Annotated in this window: 13 protein-coding genes; 8 read left to right on the top strand and 5 right to left on the bottom strand. The window is 69.9% G+C overall.

Annotated elements, in window-relative coordinates; all coding sequences use genetic code 11:
* The coding region (locus ACFWI9_RS10435; protein WP_387160547.1) for a tetratricopeptide repeat protein at window positions 1-1,802 on the bottom strand (1,802 nt) is incomplete at its 3' end.
* A gap of 107 nt (window positions 1,803-1,909) precedes the next feature.
* Here ACFWI9_RS10435 and ACFWI9_RS10430 point away from each other — a divergent pair.
* A complete protein-coding gene (locus tag ACFWI9_RS10430; RefSeq protein ID WP_387160545.1) occupies window positions 1,910-3,289 on the top strand; it encodes an FAD-binding oxidoreductase in 1,380 nt (459 codons plus the stop codon).
* Between the two features lie 103 nt (window positions 3,290-3,392).
* Here the strand turns inward: ACFWI9_RS10430 and ACFWI9_RS10425 are convergent, their stop codons facing one another.
* Window positions 3,393-3,839, bottom strand: a complete 447-nt coding sequence (locus ACFWI9_RS10425; RefSeq protein ID WP_387160544.1) for an SsgA family sporulation/cell division regulator — start codon at window positions 3,837-3,839, stop codon at window positions 3,393-3,395.
* A gap of 252 nt (window positions 3,840-4,091) precedes the next feature.
* On the opposite strand from ACFWI9_RS10425, the gene ACFWI9_RS10420 reads away from it, so the two are divergent.
* Both ACFWI9_RS10420 and ACFWI9_RS10415 read left to right on the top strand, forming a co-directional pair.
* Window positions 4,092-5,696 (top strand): RDD family protein, encoded by a 1,605-nt coding sequence (locus ACFWI9_RS10420; RefSeq protein WP_387160542.1) that lies wholly within the window; start codon window positions 4,092-4,094, stop codon window positions 5,694-5,696.
* A 135-nt stretch (window positions 5,697-5,831) separates the two neighbouring features.
* Window positions 5,832-6,581 (top strand): RDD family protein, encoded by a 750-nt coding sequence (locus ACFWI9_RS10415; RefSeq protein ID WP_387160541.1) that lies wholly within the window; start codon window positions 5,832-5,834, stop codon window positions 6,579-6,581.
* Here the strand turns inward: ACFWI9_RS10415 and ACFWI9_RS10410 are convergent.
* The gene (locus ACFWI9_RS10410; protein WP_387160539.1) at window positions 6,567-6,878 is read right to left on the bottom strand and encodes a hypothetical protein; all 312 of its coding nucleotides are present in this window, start codon (window positions 6,876-6,878) and stop codon (window positions 6,567-6,569) included. The genes ACFWI9_RS10415 and ACFWI9_RS10410 overlap by 15 nt on opposite strands.
* Before the next feature lie 431 nt (window positions 6,879-7,309).
* On the opposite strand from ACFWI9_RS10410, the gene ACFWI9_RS10405 reads away from it, so the two are divergent.
* Both ACFWI9_RS10405 and ACFWI9_RS10400 read left to right on the top strand, forming a co-directional pair.
* Window positions 7,310-9,736: an immune inhibitor A domain-containing protein gene (locus tag ACFWI9_RS10405; protein WP_387160538.1), complete on the top strand. Its 2,427-nt coding sequence runs from the start codon at window positions 7,310-7,312 to the stop codon at window positions 9,734-9,736.
* Window positions 9,737-9,858: 122 nt separating this feature from the next.
* The gene (locus ACFWI9_RS10400; RefSeq protein ID WP_387160537.1) at window positions 9,859-10,179 is read left to right on the top strand and encodes a hypothetical protein; all 321 of its coding nucleotides are present in this window, start codon (window positions 9,859-9,861) and stop codon (window positions 10,177-10,179) included.
* 240 nt (window positions 10,180-10,419) lie between these two features.
* Here ACFWI9_RS10400 and ACFWI9_RS10395 read toward each other — a convergent pair whose 3' ends face one another.
* Together ACFWI9_RS10395 and ACFWI9_RS10390 are read right to left on the bottom strand one after the other, a co-directional pair.
* Window positions 10,420-11,004, bottom strand: coding sequence for an isochorismatase family protein (locus ACFWI9_RS10395; protein ID WP_387160535.1), 585 nt, complete (start codon window positions 11,002-11,004; stop codon window positions 10,420-10,422).
* A 180-nt stretch (window positions 11,005-11,184) separates the two neighbouring features.
* A complete protein-coding gene (locus ACFWI9_RS10390; protein ID WP_387160534.1) occupies window positions 11,185-12,516 on the bottom strand; it encodes a nicotinate phosphoribosyltransferase in 1,332 nt (443 codons plus the stop codon).
* A gap of 119 nt (window positions 12,517-12,635) precedes the next feature.
* On the opposite strand from ACFWI9_RS10390, the gene clpS reads away from it, so the two are divergent.
* The 3 genes from clpS (at window position 12,636) to ACFWI9_RS10375 (ending at window position 15,449) form a co-directional block, all read left to right on the top strand.
* Window positions 12,636-12,947, top strand: coding sequence for an ATP-dependent Clp protease adapter ClpS (gene clpS / locus ACFWI9_RS10385; protein WP_361286414.1), 312 nt, complete (start codon window positions 12,636-12,638; stop codon window positions 12,945-12,947).
* Window positions 12,947-13,540, top strand: a complete 594-nt coding sequence (locus tag ACFWI9_RS10380; protein ID WP_387160532.1) for a DUF2017 domain-containing protein — start codon at window positions 12,947-12,949, stop codon at window positions 13,538-13,540. Before clpS ends, ACFWI9_RS10380 begins: the two co-directional genes overlap by 1 nt.
* A gap of 445 nt (window positions 13,541-13,985) precedes the next feature.
* On the top strand, window positions 13,986-15,449 hold the full coding sequence (locus ACFWI9_RS10375) for an amino acid permease (protein ID WP_387160530.1): 1,464 nt from the start codon (window positions 13,986-13,988) through the stop codon (window positions 15,447-15,449).
* The last annotated feature ends 48 nt before the right edge of the window (window positions 15,450-15,497 follow it).

Here is a 15,497-nt window from a genome sequence, read left to right as displayed (position 1 = left end):
GTCACCGGGGGTGCCGCCTGCCTGCCCGGGGCCGGGCTGGGGGACGCGCCGGTTCGGGGGGCGTCGGTGCCTGGGGCCGCGGGGTTGCGGTGCGGGGCGTTCTGGCCCCGGGGTTCCCCGGGGCCGCGGTCGGCCGGCGTCGGGGTGTGCGGGTTCGGGCCCGGGGTCACCGGGGGTGCCGCCTGCCTGCCCGGGGCCGGGCTGGGGGACGCGCCGGTTCGGGGGGCGTCGGTGCCTGGGGCCGCGGGGTTGCGGTGCGGCGCGTTCCGGTCCCGGGGTTCCCCGGTGCCGCGGTCGGCCGGCGAGTCCCCGCTCTTGTGCTGTTCCTGCCTCTCGCTCTCCGCATCCCGTTCGTCCCGCTCATCTCGTTCGTCCCCCTCCTGGCCCTCCTGATCCTCTTGGCCGTCGTACCTCCCCGTGATGTCATCCGGCGGGTTGTCCACAGGAGCCTCGCCCAGCTCTGCAAGCGCCTTCTCCGCCCGCCCCGCCAGCAGCGGCGAGAAGTACGGGTTGATGCGCAGCGCCTCGGCGAGATGGCGGCGGGCCGGACCGCTCTCGCCCAGCGACCGCTCGATCTCGCCTTGGTGATACGAGAAGAGCGCGCTGCGGATCCCGATCGCCCGCGCCCGTTTCGCGTACTCCAGTCCTTCCTGGCCGCGCCCCGCCCGGTGCAGCGCCCACCCCAGGGCGTCCGCGACGAACGCGTTCCGCGCCCCGCGGTCCCACTCCGCCTTCAGCCGGCGCACCGCGGACGCCGCGTCCCCGTGGTCCGCCTCGTAGCGCCCCAGCACCAGTTCCTCGTTCACCCCGTACTCCTGCGCCACGGCGGCCCGGGTGCGCAGCAGCGCGTACGTGGTGCGCGCGTCTCCGCCGAGCCCCAGCGAGTCGTACAACTCGCCCGCCTCAAGCGCGTACTCCGGGAGCGGCAGCGCCCGCAGCGCACGCTCGTAGTCCTGGACCGCCTCGTCGGTGCGGCCCAGACCGGCCAGGGCGCGGGCCCGCCCTGCCAGCGCGGCGTGATTCTCCGGATCGGCCCGCAGCGCCGAGTCGTAGTAGCCGACGGAGTCCCCCAGCTCGCCCTGCTCCCAGGAGAGTTCGCCGAGCCGATGCAGGGCGACCGACCGTTCCGTCCTGCCGCCCACGCGGGTCATCGCCTCGTACGCCTTCGCCGCCGCGTCCTCACGGCCGCCGTGGTCGCGGTAGGACTGCGCGGACCGGGCCAGCGTCGGCGCGGTGCCCGGCCGCAGCTTCTCCAGCTCCGCCAGAGCCTTCGCGGCGGCCGCGTAGTCGCCGAGGCGGGTTCCCGCGTCTACCCGCGGGGGGTCGCCGCCCCCGCGCTTCGGCATCCGGGCCCGCCCCCCCGCGCCCCCGCGCGGGCCCGACGGGTAGTCCCGGCGGGCGTTGGCGAGCGCGGCCATGCCCAGCTCCGCGTCCGCGTTCCCCCTCCTGGCGGGCAGCACCTCCAGCGAACGCTCCAGAGCCTTCTGCGCCTTGGGATAGTCCTCCCATCTGCCGAGCAGCTCCGCCCGCTCCACATAGGCCGAGCCGAGCACCGCCCAGGCCGCCTCGTCGCCCGGGCGCGAGCGCACCCAGCGCTCCCGGTCCGAGATCAGTGCCGACAGTTCGCCCAGTGACGCCGGCGCTCCGGCGTCCGCGGCGAGCATGGCCCGCGCGGCAGGGCCCGAAGCGGGCGGCGGCGCGCCCGTCCCGGGACCGAAGACCAGGACTCCGGCAACCAGTCCCGCGGCGACCAGCGTACCGATCGCGGCATTCCTGATATTTGGTGCAAATCTTGTCGTCATGCGATCACTTTGAAGGAGGGGCCATCGGATACGAAGAGCACACCCGGTGCAGCGAACCGGATCGCCGACGGGTTCACACCGATGGCCCCCGGTGCAAGTCTGGGATCATGGACGATCTCCTCTCCCGGCTCGTGTCCGGGCTGCGAACGGGGCTCCCGGCCGACGCCCTGATCACCGACCCGGATGTCACCGCCTCTTACGCCAACGACATGGCGAGCCTCTGCGAGGCGGGCACCCCCGCCGTCGTCGTGCTGCCGCGCACCGCCGAACAGGTGCAGCACGTCATGCGCACCGCGACCGCGCTGCGCGTCCCGGTCGTCCCCCAGGGGGCCCGTACAGGTCTCTCGGGCGCCGCCAACGCCTCCGACGGATGCATCGTGCTGTCACTCGTCAGGATGGACCGCATCCTGGAGATCAACCCTGTCGACCGGATCGCGGTGGTCGAACCGGGCGTCGTCAACGCCGCGCTCAGCCGCGCCGCCGCCGAACACGGGCTGACCTACCCGCCCGACCCGTCGAGCTGGGAAACGTGCACCATCGGCGGCAACATCGGCACCGCCTCCGGCGGACTGTGCTGCGTCAAGTACGGGGTCACCGCCGAGTACGTACTCGGACTCGACGTCGTACTCGCCGACGGCCGGCTGCTCAGCACCGGCCGGCGCACCGCCAAGGGCGTCGCCGGATACGACCTCACCCGGCTGTTCGTCGGCTCGGAAGGCAGCCTCGGCATCGTCGTCAAGGCGGTACTCGCGCTCCGGCCGCAGCCGCCCAAGCAGCTTGTGCTCGCCGCCGAGTTCGCCTCGGCCGGCGCCGCCTGCGAAGCGGTCTGCGCCATCATGGAACGCGGGCACACCCCATCGCTTCTCGAACTCATGGACCGTACGACCATCCACGCCGTCAACCGGATGGCACACATGGGGCTCCCGGACAGCACCGAGGCGCTGCTGCTCGCGGCCTTCGACACCCGGGACCCGGCAGCGGACCTGGCCGCCGTCGGCGAGCTGTGCGCGGCGGCCGGAGCCACCCAGGTCGTGCCCGCCGAGGACGCCGCCGAGTCCGAACTGCTGCTCCAAGCGCGCAGGCTCGCCCTCACCGCGCTGGAGTCCGTCAAGTCCGCGACGATGATCGACGACGTCTGCGTACCCCGTTCCCGGCTGGCCGCGATGCTCGAAGGCACTGCGGCCATCGCCGAGAAGTACGGGCTCACCATCGGCGTCTGCGCCCACGCGGGCGACGGCAACACCCACCCCGTCGTCTGCTTCGACCGCACCGACCCCGACGAGTCCCGGCGGGCCCGGGAGTCATTTGACGAGATCATGGCCCTCGGTCTTGAGCTGGGCGGCACCATCACCGGCGAGCACGGGGTTGGGGTGCTGAAGAAGGAGTGGCTGGCCCGCGAAATCGGGCCGGTCGGAGTCGAGCTGCAACGCGGCATCAAACAGGTCTTCGACCCGCTGGGCATCCTCAACCCGGGCAAGGTCTTCTGAAACCGCGCTGACCGCGGCCACGTCCCTGCCGCTCACCGGAAAGCCCGCCTATGGACCGGACCCGGGCCGGTCCACGGCAACGGCCGCCTTGCCCAAGCCCCGCCTACACCTCGCCGTCCTGTGCGTCCTCCCGCTGAGGCGCCGCCGCCAGCAGCTCGGCGAGCGCGTCATCGATTCCGAACCGCTCGGCCTCCGTCCCCGGCGGCACCGCCCGCAGAGTCCGCTCCAGCCAGGCGGCGACCTGCGCGGCGGGGGCCTCCAGCAGAGCGTCCCCGTCCGGCGAGGTCAGCGCTATCAGGATGACACTGCGCTCGTCCACTTTGGTGGGCCAGATCCGCACGTCGCCGTGCCCGCTCGGCCTGAACACCCCCTCGACCAGCAGCTCCCGGGCGAAGGCCCAGTCCACCGGGCGGTCGGACCCGATATGGAAGGTGATGTGCACGGCGTACGGATCGGCCGTGCGGTAGGTCAGTCTCGCCGGTACGGGCACGCTCTGCTCCGGCGACAGCACCAGCTTGAGCTCCAGCTCGCGTTCCACCACGGTGTGCATGAGAGTGCACTTCCTTTCCTGGTACGAGGCCCCGGAGCGGGCCACGCAGGGAGAGAGCGCCTTCCCCGCCGACTATTACGTGACTTCGGCCAACAACTTCTCAGTGACTTCGGACACGGCCACCACACTGGCGCACAGCGTTACCGGAAAGTGGGCCTTATCGCTGGACAGGCCCAGGGCGGGGCGGCGGTCTGATAGATGTGGACCCTGAACCAATGCCTCCATGCCCTCAGGAGATACGGGACCACGGTGATGAGCGCCCCAACCCCGGCGACCGGCGACGGCAGCCCCGCACCCGGCTTCTATCCAGATCCGTCCATCCCCGGCTACGTCCGGTACTGGAACGGTGTGGCGTGGGTGCCCGGCACGAGCCGCCCGGCGCCCAGCAGCGGCGCACCGCTGCCCGCGCCGCCGGCCGGTGATCCAGCCGCTTCGGCGGCGCCGGCCGCGCCGCCAGGCGTCCCGGCGTCACCGCAGGCTCCGCACTCCCCCTCGCTGGAGGAGACCGGGCCCGTCTTCCTGGACGAGGACCCGGCGGGACGCGGGCCCGAGCCCGCGTCCGCCTGGCAGGCCGATGCCTCCCATCAGTCGGGCTTCGGCGGCGACCGGGACCGCAGGGTCTCGTGGGGGGCGGCCCAGGACCCGCGCCGGGACCCGGCCGGTGCGGTCGGCGGCCCCGCCGCCTCGCCCGAGGGCCCTTCCGCGCCCTCACCGGCGGAGGCATGGAGCCCTGCCGCCGCACGGGAGGCGCGAGCGGCGGCGGCAGCCGGTGCGGCCGTGCCGTCCGGTGCCCGCTTCGACCGTCCGGTCGACCCGCCGGCCGCAAGAGCCGGGGCTGACTCCGCGGTGGATCCGTCCGGGGGTGCCCTGCCGGGCATGCGCAGTGTGGGTGACGACGCAGACTCCGGCGAGGGACCCGCGCCTTTCCCCGACGCGAGCACCGAGCTGCGCGCACAGCAGCCGAAGGGGGATACCGCGCCCGCCGAGGGCACGATGACGATCCGTACGATGACGCCGCAGCAGCCCGGCGGACAGCGCACCCGGCAGGGGGCCGAGCCCCGGACCCCGCAGGGGGCCCCTGCGGCCCAGGCAGCCCAGTCCGTGTCACAGGGCCCGAGTGCAGCCCCGGACCGTTCCCAGGCCCAGACCCCGGACCGATCCCAGACTCCGGCTCAGGCCCAGGTCCCGCCTCAGCAGCAAGCGCCGCCGATCAGCGCCGGAGACGGCGGCGGCGCCGCGTCCTGGGCGCAGCAGGTGCACCGGCTGGCCCAGGTCCAGGACCCGCACGAGGCCGAACGGCAGCCGGTGACTCCATGGAAGCCGCCGGTCAGCGACCCGTTCCTGCAAGCCGCGCAGGCCCAGGCGGCGGCCAGGCCGGCCGCGCTGGGCAAACGGGTCGTGGCCCGGCTGATCGACACCGTGGTGCTGGGTGCGGTCGTGGGGGCGGTGGCCTATCCCCTCGTCTCCAGAGCCCTGACGCATATCGACGAGAAGATCGAGGCGGCGAAGCTGTCGGGCGAGACGGTCACCGTCTATCTGATCGACGCGACGACGGGCCTGATGTTCGGTCTCGCACTGGTCGCGCTACTGCTGCTCGGCACGCTGTACGAGGCGCTGCCGACCGCCAAGTGGGGTCGCACGCTCGGCAAGAAGCTGATGGGCCTGGACGTGCGGCACATCGAGACCCATGAGTCGCCCGACTTCATGGCCGCGCTGGTGCGCTGGCTGGTGCACGGAGTGCTGGGCGTGCTGCTGATCGGCGTCGTCAATGTGCTCTGGTGTGTGTTCGACCGGCCGTGGCGGCAGTGCTGGCACGACAAGATGGCGCATACCTTCGTCGCCGGTTCACCGGACTGACTGGTCGCAGGCCCACCCCCTCGGCCCCTTGCGGGCCTGGGGAGGCCCCATGCACGGATCCGTCAGCGCGGGGGCATCCCCCGAACGGCGTAGGAGGCGTTGCGCCGCCTCACCGGGCGGGGTGCACTGGCCCCCATGAGCAACGATCAGCCGCCGCCAGGACCACAGCCCGACGACGACCCCTTCCGCAAGAAGGACCAGGGGACCCCGCCCGGCGGACCGCCGCCCGGTGGGACCCCGCCCGGCGGACCGCCGCCTCCCGGCGGCACCCCTCCGCCCGGTGGGGGCGGCCCCTACGGAACTCCGCCTCCCGGCTCCCCGTACGGCGGAGCGGGCGGCATGCCCCCGCCGCCCCCGTACGACACGGGCGCGTACGGGGGTGACCCCTACGGTGGCCGTCCCGACCCGCTCCATGGGATGCCGCCGCTCGCCGACTCCGCCCGGCGGATCGTGGCCCGGTTGATCGACTGGCTGATCGTGGAGATCCCGCTGGCGTTCATCGCCATTCCGTTCGGGACCTATGACACGAGCCGGGTGGACGACTTCGACGACTTGCTCAGCCAGTACAACAGCGGCGGATCGTGGATCTATCGGATCATCACCATTTTGGCGTTTGTGCTCTATGACGCCCTGATGGTCAAGCAGAGCGGTCAGACGCTCGGCAAGAAGCTGATGAAGATGCGCGTCGCGATGCTGAACGACGGCAGCACGCCCGACTTCGGCTCCGCGCTGGTGCGCTCAGCGGTGCTCTGGCTGCCGGCGTTGCTGTGCTGCCCCTGCATCTGGCTGCTGATCCTGCTGATCATGATCCTGGTCGACAAGCCCTACAAGCAGGGTCTGCACGACAAGGCAGCCAAGACGGTGGTGGTGTCAACGACGCAGTGAGTGCACCGGGGCGGCGGGCTCGGCGGCGGCCCCGGCGCTCCCGGAACCACCAGAACGACCGGCACTACCGGGAACGGCGGCGCCACGATGCGGACGCGTCGTGTGCGCCGCCTTCGTGTGGGCGGGCACTGGCAGCGGCACGGTCATGGCGACCAGCAGGCCGAGCGCGAGCGCGGCTATGCCGATGACGGCGATGCCGATCCCCGTGGTGGTGCGGGAGAGCAGCAGCATGGCGATGGTCGCGATGACGACGGTGGCCGAACCGTAGGCGAGCTGTGCGGCAGTAGGACGCGGCATGGCGGGTTCCGCCCCTCGGAGCATCGATTCATGGGATTGTCGCTTGTGCGGGCCTTGTCTGGAGGCCCTTACGAGGGTGGATGCCCGAGCCGAACCGCTGGTAAGCGTGACCTTACCCACGGTGCCGGTGCACGGGGGGCGCATGGAGTCATCCGTTCCGAGTGCTGGACGGTCCGGTGCGCCTTCTGCCGGCCGCAGGCTGCTGCGGCTTCGCGAGGAGCAATAGGGTTTTCCCTTGTCTTCCGAGCGCCGACCCGTCCGGATACCGGAAGGACGCTTCTACATAGTGCAGTTGGCTTGCACAAGTCAAGGTCTGTCTTTTCCCCGGTGACTCCGATCGAATGTCGTCACTTGTGACGCGCAACCGCCCGCGGACCCTCCCCACACTCCAGGTTCCGCGATGACGCGGGCGCGGGGGAGGACACCATCAAGTGACCAGCAATCGACGGGCGATCAGAGCTTCCGCGATATTCGTGGCCCTTGCCGCGACCGGCGCGACGGCCTCGGCGTTCACCGTGGCCCAGGCCGACAGCACCAACTCGCCGGCAGGCATCGAGCGCCACGACCCGGCTCCGGGCACGGCCCCGGAGGCCGGCGACAAGAACCACGTCGACCACGACCTCGAGGGTCCGTTCAGCAAGCAGCAGAAGCAGGAGCGCAAGGCCGCCCTGGAGCGCGTGCTGTCCGGCGACGCGACCGTGCAGAAGCGCGGTCAGTCGCAGGTCGTCAAGCTCGGCAAGAAGAAGTACGTCGAGCTCGGGCGTGAGAAGACCGACAAGATCTTCACGATCCTGGTGGAGTTCGGCGACAAGGTCGACGACACCACGATGTTCGACCCGGACGGCGACGGCCCGGAGCCCGCGGTCAAGAAGTACGGCGGCGCCCCCGGCCCGCTGCACAACAAGATCGCCCAGCCGGACCGCGAGGTCGACAACTCCACGGCCTGGCAGAAGGACTACAACCAGGCCCACTTCCAGGACCTTTACTTCGGCAAGGGCAAGGACAAGAAGGGCAACACCAAGCACTCGCTGAAGACCTACTACGAGCGCGCTTCCTCCGGCCGTTACTCGGTCGAGGGCACCGTCTCGGACTGGGTCAAGGTCGAGTACAACGAGGCCCGCTACGGCTCGAACTACTGCGGCCAGTCGAACTGCTCCAACGTCTGGGACGCGGTCAAGGACGGCGTCAACGCCTGGACCGCCGACCAGAAGGCCAAGGGCAAGACCGACGCCGAGATCACGAAGCAGCTGTCCGACTACGACAAGTGGGACCGCTACGACTTCGACGGCGACGGTGAGTTCAACGAGCCCGACGGCTACATCGACCACTTCCAGATCGTCCACGCCGGCGAGGACGAGTCGGCCGGTGGCGGCGCCGAGGGCGAGAACGCCCTGTGGGCCCACCGCTGGTACGCCTACGGCACCAACGCGGGCAAGACCGGTCCGGACAACAACCGCGCCGGCGGTACCCAGATCGGCACGTCCGGCATCTGGGTCGGCGACTACACCATGCAGCCCGAGAACGGCGGCCTCGGTGTCTTCGCCCACGAGTACGGTCACGACCTCGGTCTGCCGGACCTCTACGACACCAACGGTGGCGAGAACTCCACGGGCTTCTGGTCCCTGATGTCCTCCGGTTCCTGGCTGGGCACCGGCAAGGACAGCATCGGCGACATGCCGGGCGACATGGATGCGTGGAGCAAGCTCCAGCTCGGCTGGCTGAACTACACCAAGGCCACGGCGGGCAAGAACTCCACCCACAAGCTGGGTGTGGCGGCCTACAACACCAAGAACCCGCAGGCTCTGGTCGTCGAGCTGCCCAAGAAGAAGAAGACCACCAGTGTCGTGGCGCCCGCCGAGGGCTCCAAGCAGTGGTGGAGCGACATGGGTGACGACCTCAAGAACACCCTCACCCGCTCCGTGGACCTCACAGGCAAGTCCAAGGCTTCGCTGGAGCTCTCGGGCTGGTGGGACATCGAGGCCGACTACGACTACCTCTACACCGAGGTGTCGACGGACGGCGGCGCCACCTGGACCGCGATCGACGGTACGGCCGACGGCAAGGCGATCACCCGTGACGCCAGCGACGCCCCGGCGCTGACCGGCGTCTCGGGCGCGTACAAGAAGCTCGCCTACTCGCTGGACGCCTACGCCGGCAAGAAGGTCGACGTCCGCTTCCGCTACCAGACGGACGGCGGCGCGGGCGGCAAGGGCTTCGCCGCCGACGCGATCACGGTCAACGCCGACGGTGCCGCGCTGTTCTCGGACGGTGCCGAGGGCGACGACGCCGGCTGGACCGCGAAGGGCTTCTCCCGTATCGGCGAGTCCTTCACCAACGAGTACGAGCAGTACTACCTGGCCGAGAACCGCCAGTACGTCTCGTACGACGGCACCCTCAAGGTCGGCCCGTACAACTTCGGCTTCAAGGCGCCGAAGGACGGCTGGGTCGAGCACTACCCGTACCAGAACGGTCTGCTGATCTGGAAGTGGGACCTGTCCCAGAAGGACAACAACACCAGCCAGCACCCGGGCGAGGGCCTGATCCTTCCGATCGACGCCAACGCCACCCCGCTGAAGTGGACGGACGGCACCCTGATGCGCAACCGCATCCAGTCGTTCGACTCGACCTTCAGCACCTACCGCTCGGACACCATCACGCTGCACAAGGGTGATGTCGCGCGCCGTATCGGCTCGCACGCAGGCAACCCGGTGTTCGACGACGGCAAGGGTGTCTACTACTACGACACGAACCCGAACGCGGGCGTCAAGGTTACTGACACCAACACCCGGATCTCGATCGTCAAGGAGCCGAAGTCTGGCGAGACGATCACCGTGAAGGTCGGTCCCTCCAAGAAGTAGTCAGTAAAACCGCAGGTCAAGTCATGATCGGCCGTCGCCCTCTAGCGGGCGGCGGCCGATCGTGTTTAGGTGCCTCTGACCACCTTCTTATTGACAGCGAACCCACGGGGGAGTGACTGGGGATGCCCAGCGGAGGATTCTGCAAAATGCCGGGCGGCAGTGTCGTAGTGGCCATCGGCCTGCCCGACCCGGCCGACAGCGGCCGTACGGTACGGGTCCTGGTGCACGCGGCGAACCGGGCCCGCGCCCTGACCCGGCTGCGCAACCTGGGACTGCGGGCGGTCTATCTGCGGGGGAACGCGGAGCCGCCGACGCCGGACGAGATCACGGCGGTGCTGCACCATCCGGACGGGCTGGTCTGGCGCACCCACGAGGGCATCGCCGGGCAGCAGGAGCTGTGGCACCCGATACGGGCGCTGCTGCGGCCGGCGGGCAGCGCGTAGGCACTCCGCGGGGAAGCCCTGCGCGCTAACCCGGAGGGGTTTTCGCCCGGACGGGTCCAGGCGCGGGCGCGTCCGGGAGCGGTGAGGTGCCTTCGAGGCGCCTTCGGTGCACGAGGACGAACCGCTCAGAGGGCGCACGGCTCCGGCTGTCCGGCAAACACGAGGCTCTGGGACCCCGGGTCCGGGTCCGGGCGACCGGGACCCGGTCTCGGGAAGGCAGCCGGGAGCCGGGGCCGGTGATCAGACCACCGGCTTCCCCGTCAGCTCCACGCCCGCCTCGCGCATCTCCCGCAATGCCCGCGACACGGTCTCCTCCGCGACTCCCGCGGTGAGATCCAGCAGCACCTGCACACGGAAGCCCGCTCGCAAGGCGTCCAGCGCCGTCGCCCGTACGCAGTGGTCGGTCGCGATGCCGACCACGTCTATCTCGCTGACGTTCCGGGCCAGCAGCCACTCCTCCAGCGTCATCCCGTTCTCGTCGGCCCCCTCGAAGCCGCTGTACGCGGCCTCGTAGGCACCCTTGTCGAAGACCGCCTCGATGGAGCCACTGGCGACGGCGGGGGCGAAGTTCGGGTGGAAGCTCGCCCCCTCCGTTCCGGCCACGCAGTGCGGCGGCCAGGAATCGACGTAGTCCGGCTGCTCGGCGAAGTGCGCGCCGGGCGCGACGTGGTGGTCGCGGGTGGCGACCACATGGCGGTAGCCGGCGGTGGACTCGCCGATCAGGTCGGTGATGGCGGCGGCGACATCCGCGCCCCCGGCCACTGCGAGGCTGCCCCCCTCGCAGAAGTCGTTCTGCACGTCCACGACGACCAATGCGCGGTGCATGGCGGTTTCCTTCGCTGTGGGGCCGGCGGCGGGGTGGTTCAACGGGCGGTGGCGGTGGCTCGGGGAGCGGGTGACTCAAACGGCGGGCTGACGCGACGATGCGGCGTGCTCGACGGTTTCGAGAGTAGAGACTTCGGACGCGGTACGGGAGACGGCGTCTGTCCGATCATCCGCAGTACGTCATCCGATGTACTCGGTGGGGATCACAGGCTCGCCACGGGACAGCTGCACCGCCGACAACGGCAGTGCCACGCGGGCCGCGCGGTGCCGTTCGCGCGCCGCGTCCAGCGGCTCCCTGCCGACGACCTCACCTCCCTTGACCAGCTCGACCAGAAGCTGCCCGTCCTCGTACTCCGGCGGCAGCGGTCCGGTGCCCAGCACCTCGGCCTCGGCCACGCCCTGCGCGTCGCGCCGGCGGGCCGCCCACTTGCGGCCGCCGACCGACTGCTTCCCCGCGGTCGACTTCTTGGCCACCGGTACCAGCGGCGCCCCCGGGTCGGCCGAGGTGGCGCGGGCGACCAGCTTGTAGACCATGGAGCAGGTCGGCTGCCCGCTGCCGGTGACCAGTTGGGTGCCCACTCCGTACGCGTCCACCGGCGCGGCGGCCAGCGAGGCGATGGCGTACTCGTCCAGGTCCGAGGTCACCACGATCCTGGTGTCCCGGGCGCCCAGCTCGTCCAGTTGCTGCCGTACCCGGTGGGCGACCAGCAGCAGGTCTCCGGAGTCGATCCGCACCGCACCTGGGCCGGTCCCGGTGATCTCCACGGCGGCGCGGACGGCCTCGGCGACGTCGTATGTGTCCACCAGCAGCGTCGTACCGCCGCCGAACGAGTCCACCTGGGCGCGGAAGGCGTCCCGTTCGGTGTCGTGCAGCAGGGTGAAGGCATGGGCGCTGGTGCCGACGGTCGGGATCCCGTAGCGGAAGCCCGCCGCGAGATCGGATGTGGAGTCGAAGCCGCCGATGTACGCGGCGCGCGAGGCGGCGACCGCGGCCAGCTCGTGGGTACGCCGGGCGCCCATCTCGATGAGCCGCCGGCCACCCGCGGCGCTGGACATCCGGGAGGCAGCGGCGGCGATCGCGGAGTCGTGGTTGAGGATCGAGAGGATCACCGTCTCCAGCAGCACGCACTCGGCGAAGGAGCCCTCGACCCGAAGGACGGGTGAGCCGGGGAAGTAGACCTCGCCCTCCGGATAGCCCAGGATGTCGCCGCTGAAGCGGTAGTCGGAGAGCCAGTCCAGGGTGGCCTCGTCCACGATGCCGCGGGCGCGGAGGAAGCCGAGCACCGCAGGGTCGAAGTGGAAGTTCCGTACGGCGTCCAGGACCCGCCCGGTGCCGGCGACCACGCCGTAGCGGCGGCCTGCCGGCAGTCGGCGGGTGAAGACCTCGAAGACCGAGCGGCGCTCGGCCGTGCCGGCTTTGAGAGCCGCCTGAAGCATCGTGAGCTCGTACTGGTCGGTGAAGAGCGCGGTCGACGGTACGTCGATCTGCGGCATCAGGTCCGCGGTGTCCATGGTGTGATGCTAGCGCAGATCTCGTCAAACTGACGAGATCTCTCGTCCTGATGTGCTTGTGACGCCGTCGGCGGGAATCGCGGGGGTCGTTTGTGCGACGGGCACCCTCGGGTGGCAGCATGGGTGGAGTGACTGTGCCCACCGAGATCGAACGTCCCCAATCGGCCGAGGAGACCTTCGCCGTACCCGAACCCGACGTTCCGTGGGTGACGATCGTGCATAACGACCCGGTCAATCTGATGAGCTACGTCACCTACGTGTTCCAGGCCTACTTCGGCTACTCCAAGGACAAGGCGCACAAGCTGATGCTGGATGTCCACCACAAGGGCCGCGCCATCGTCTCCAGCGGCAGCCGCGAGGAGATGGAGCGCGATGTGCAGGCCATGCACGGCTACGGGCTGTGGGCGACGCTCTCCCAGGACCGCGGCTGATGGCCGGCCACTTCGAGGCGCTGCCCGGTGGCGGCGCGGCCGTCGCGCTCGACGAGGTCGAGATCTCCATCCTCCGCTCGCTCGCCGTGCAGCTGCTCGAGCTGATCGGACCGGGCGAGGAACCGGCCAAGGGCGAGGACCCGCTGGCCGCGCTGTTCACCGAGGGCCCGAGCGAGCCGCCCGCCGATCCGGCGCTGGCCCGACTGTTCCCGGATGCCTACGGTGAGCCCGGAGATGAGGAACCGGACCACGAACTTCGCGAGTACTGCGCCGAGTTCAGGCGGTACACGGAGAACGACCTGCGTACCCGCAAGCGCGATGACGCGCTGGCCATGGTGCGCAGCCTCGACGGCCTCACCGCCGCGGGTGAGGGTGGCGCGATCCTCAAGCTGACCGCCGGTGACTGCCTGCACTGGCTGGGCGCGCTCAACGACCTGCGGCTGACCATCGGCACCCGACTGGAGGTCTCCGACGAGGACGAGAGCGGCGAGCTGTACCGGCTTCCGGACTCCGATCCGCGCAAGCCCATGGTGATGGCGTACCTCTGGCTCGGGGCGCTGCAGGAGACGCTCGTTGAAGCGCTCATGTCGTAACGGCATGCCGTGCCGCTCGTGCCGCTCGTGCCGCACGGCTCGCAGCGTGACGCTTCGCGCTCCCGAGGTAGCCGTCTCGCTCCTTACGTCCCGTTTCGAGTGATCGAGCCGTGACCTGGGCGACTTCGTAGCGTTACCGTTCGTTCGCTCAGCGGACGCTCAAATCCGGATAACGATCGCGTTATTTCATCACCCCCGTTTGCGGTTCAGTGACGCGTATGTCCGGTTCTTTCTGTGGTGTGCGCCACAATCGCCCGCAGTGATCACCCCGCCGTGCGTGATAGATCTTCACGACCGCTCGGGCACGCCACCCATGTTCCCGGGGGCGCTTCGACCGGCAGACCGCCGGCGGCACTCCAGTCACATCCGGGGGGATCAGGACCTGATCCGCAGTCACGTCGTCAAGGCGGCTTCGCGGATTCAGAATGGAGAAAGGCGCACCACCATGACCTCGTTGCAGGTCGACAAGCACACCGGCAACGCCGGGGACGCTCCGCAGGAAGGCTACGAGCGCGGGCTCGGCAGCCGGCAGGTCCAGATGATCGCCATCGGCGGTGCCATCGGCGTGGGCCTCTTCATGGGAGCCGGAGCCAACATCGAGAAGGCCGGCCCCAGCATCATCCTGATGTACGCCCTCGCCGGCGCCATCATCTTCTTCATCATGCGAGCGCTCGGCGAACTGCTCCTCTACCGGCCGGTCTCCGGATCCTTCGCTGAGTACGCCCGTGAGTTCCTCGGCCCGTTCTTCGGGTACGTCACCGGCTGGACCTACTGGCTGATGTGGGTCGTCACCGGTATGGCCGAGCTGACCGCAGCCGCCATCTACATGCACTACTGGTTCCCGAGCATTCCCCAATGGGTCAGCGCCCTGGCCTTCCTCGTGGTGCTCTTCGGCGTCAACCTGATCTCGGTGAAGATCTTCGGTGAGGTCGAGTTCTGGTTCTCGATGGTCAAGGTCACCGCGATCATCGGCATGATCGTGATCGGTCTCGGCGTGCTCACCCTGGGCTTCTCCGACGCCGGTGACACCGCCGCCGTCTCCAACCTCTGGTCCCACGACGGCGTCTTCCCGAACGGCATCGGCTCCAGCCTGATGACCCTTCAGGGAGTCATGTTCGCCTACCTTGCCGTCGAACTGGTCGGCGTCACCGCGGGCGAGTCGGAGAACCCGGAGAAGACCCTGCCCAAGGCGATCAACACACTGCCCTGGCGCATCATCATCTTCTATGTCGGCGCGCTGCTCGTGATCCTCTCCGTCGTCAAGTGGACCGAGTTCCACGCCGGTGAGAGCCCGTTCGTACACGCCTTCGACAAGATCGGGATCCCGCTCGCCGCCGGTATCGTCAACTTCGTGGTGCTGACCGCGGCGCTGTCGTCCTGCAACTCCGGTATGTACTCCACCGGCCGTATGCTGCGCGACCTGGCGTCCAACGGCGAGGCCCCGCAGTCCTTCGGGAAGCTCAACTCCCGCAAGACCCCTGCCGTCGGCATCACCATCTCCGTGGCCCTCATGGGTCTCGGTGTGGTCCTGAACTACCTGGTCCCGGAGAAGGCGTTCGGCTACGTCGTCTCGGTGGCCACCGCTGCCGGTATCTGGACCTGGATGATGATCCTCATCAGCCACATCCGCTACCGGCACGCGGTCAAGCAGGGCAGGCTGCCCGCCTCCTCGTTCCCGGCCCCGGGCGGCACGGTCGGAAGCTGGATCGCGCTGCTCTTCCTGCTCGGTGTCACCGTCATGATCGCGCTCGAAAAGGACGGCCTCATCTCCCTGATCGTGGGCGCGGTCTGGGGCGTGGGTCTGGCGGTCGGCTGGGCGGTGCTCAAGGGCCGCAACCCGCAGCTCGGTGAGCGTGGCCGCCCCGCATCCGCGGACGCCGCCCACGAACCGGTGGACGCCGCCAAGTAGAGCCTCCTCAGAGGGCCCTCCTCATGGCGCCCACCCCATAGATCGCTC

It is taken from the genome of Streptomyces sp. NPDC127084 (genome assembly GCF_042724175.1).
In the GTDB taxonomy this organism is placed as follows: Bacteria; Actinomycetota; Actinomycetes; order Streptomycetales; family Streptomycetaceae; genus Streptomyces.
Note: the sequence above shows the minus strand (reverse complement) of the source record. Positions and strands in the feature narration are given on the sequence as shown.

Excerpts from the sequence above, each read along its gene's own strand:
- ACFWI9_RS10430 (WP_387160545.1), top strand. The coding sequence starts at position 1,910 with ATGGACGATCTCCTCTCCCGGCTCGTGTCCGGGCTGCGAACGGGGCTC.
- ACFWI9_RS10425 (WP_387160544.1), bottom strand. The coding sequence starts at position 3,839 with ATGCACACCGTGGTGGAACGCGAGCTGGAGCTCAAGCTGGTGCTGTCG.
- ACFWI9_RS10420 (WP_387160542.1), top strand. The coding sequence starts at position 4,092 with ATGAGCGCCCCAACCCCGGCGACCGGCGACGGCAGCCCCGCACCCGGC.
- ACFWI9_RS10415 (WP_387160541.1), top strand. The coding sequence starts at position 5,832 with ATGAGCAACGATCAGCCGCCGCCAGGACCACAGCCCGACGACGACCCC.
- ACFWI9_RS10410 (WP_387160539.1), bottom strand. The coding sequence starts at position 6,878 with ATGCCGCGTCCTACTGCCGCACAGCTCGCCTACGGTTCGGCCACCGTC.
- ACFWI9_RS10400 (WP_387160537.1), top strand. The coding sequence starts at position 9,859 with ATGCCCAGCGGAGGATTCTGCAAAATGCCGGGCGGCAGTGTCGTAGTG.
- ACFWI9_RS10395 (WP_387160535.1), bottom strand. The coding sequence starts at position 11,004 with ATGCACCGCGCATTGGTCGTCGTGGACGTGCAGAACGACTTCTGCGAG.
- ACFWI9_RS10390 (WP_387160534.1), bottom strand. The coding sequence starts at position 12,516 with ATGGACACCGCGGACCTGATGCCGCAGATCGACGTACCGTCGACCGCG.
- clpS (WP_361286414.1), top strand. The coding sequence starts at position 12,636 with ATGGGTGGAGTGACTGTGCCCACCGAGATCGAACGTCCCCAATCGGCC.
- ACFWI9_RS10380 (WP_387160532.1), top strand. The coding sequence starts at position 12,947 with ATGGCCGGCCACTTCGAGGCGCTGCCCGGTGGCGGCGCGGCCGTCGCG.
- ACFWI9_RS10375 (WP_387160530.1), top strand. The coding sequence starts at position 13,986 with ATGACCTCGTTGCAGGTCGACAAGCACACCGGCAACGCCGGGGACGCT.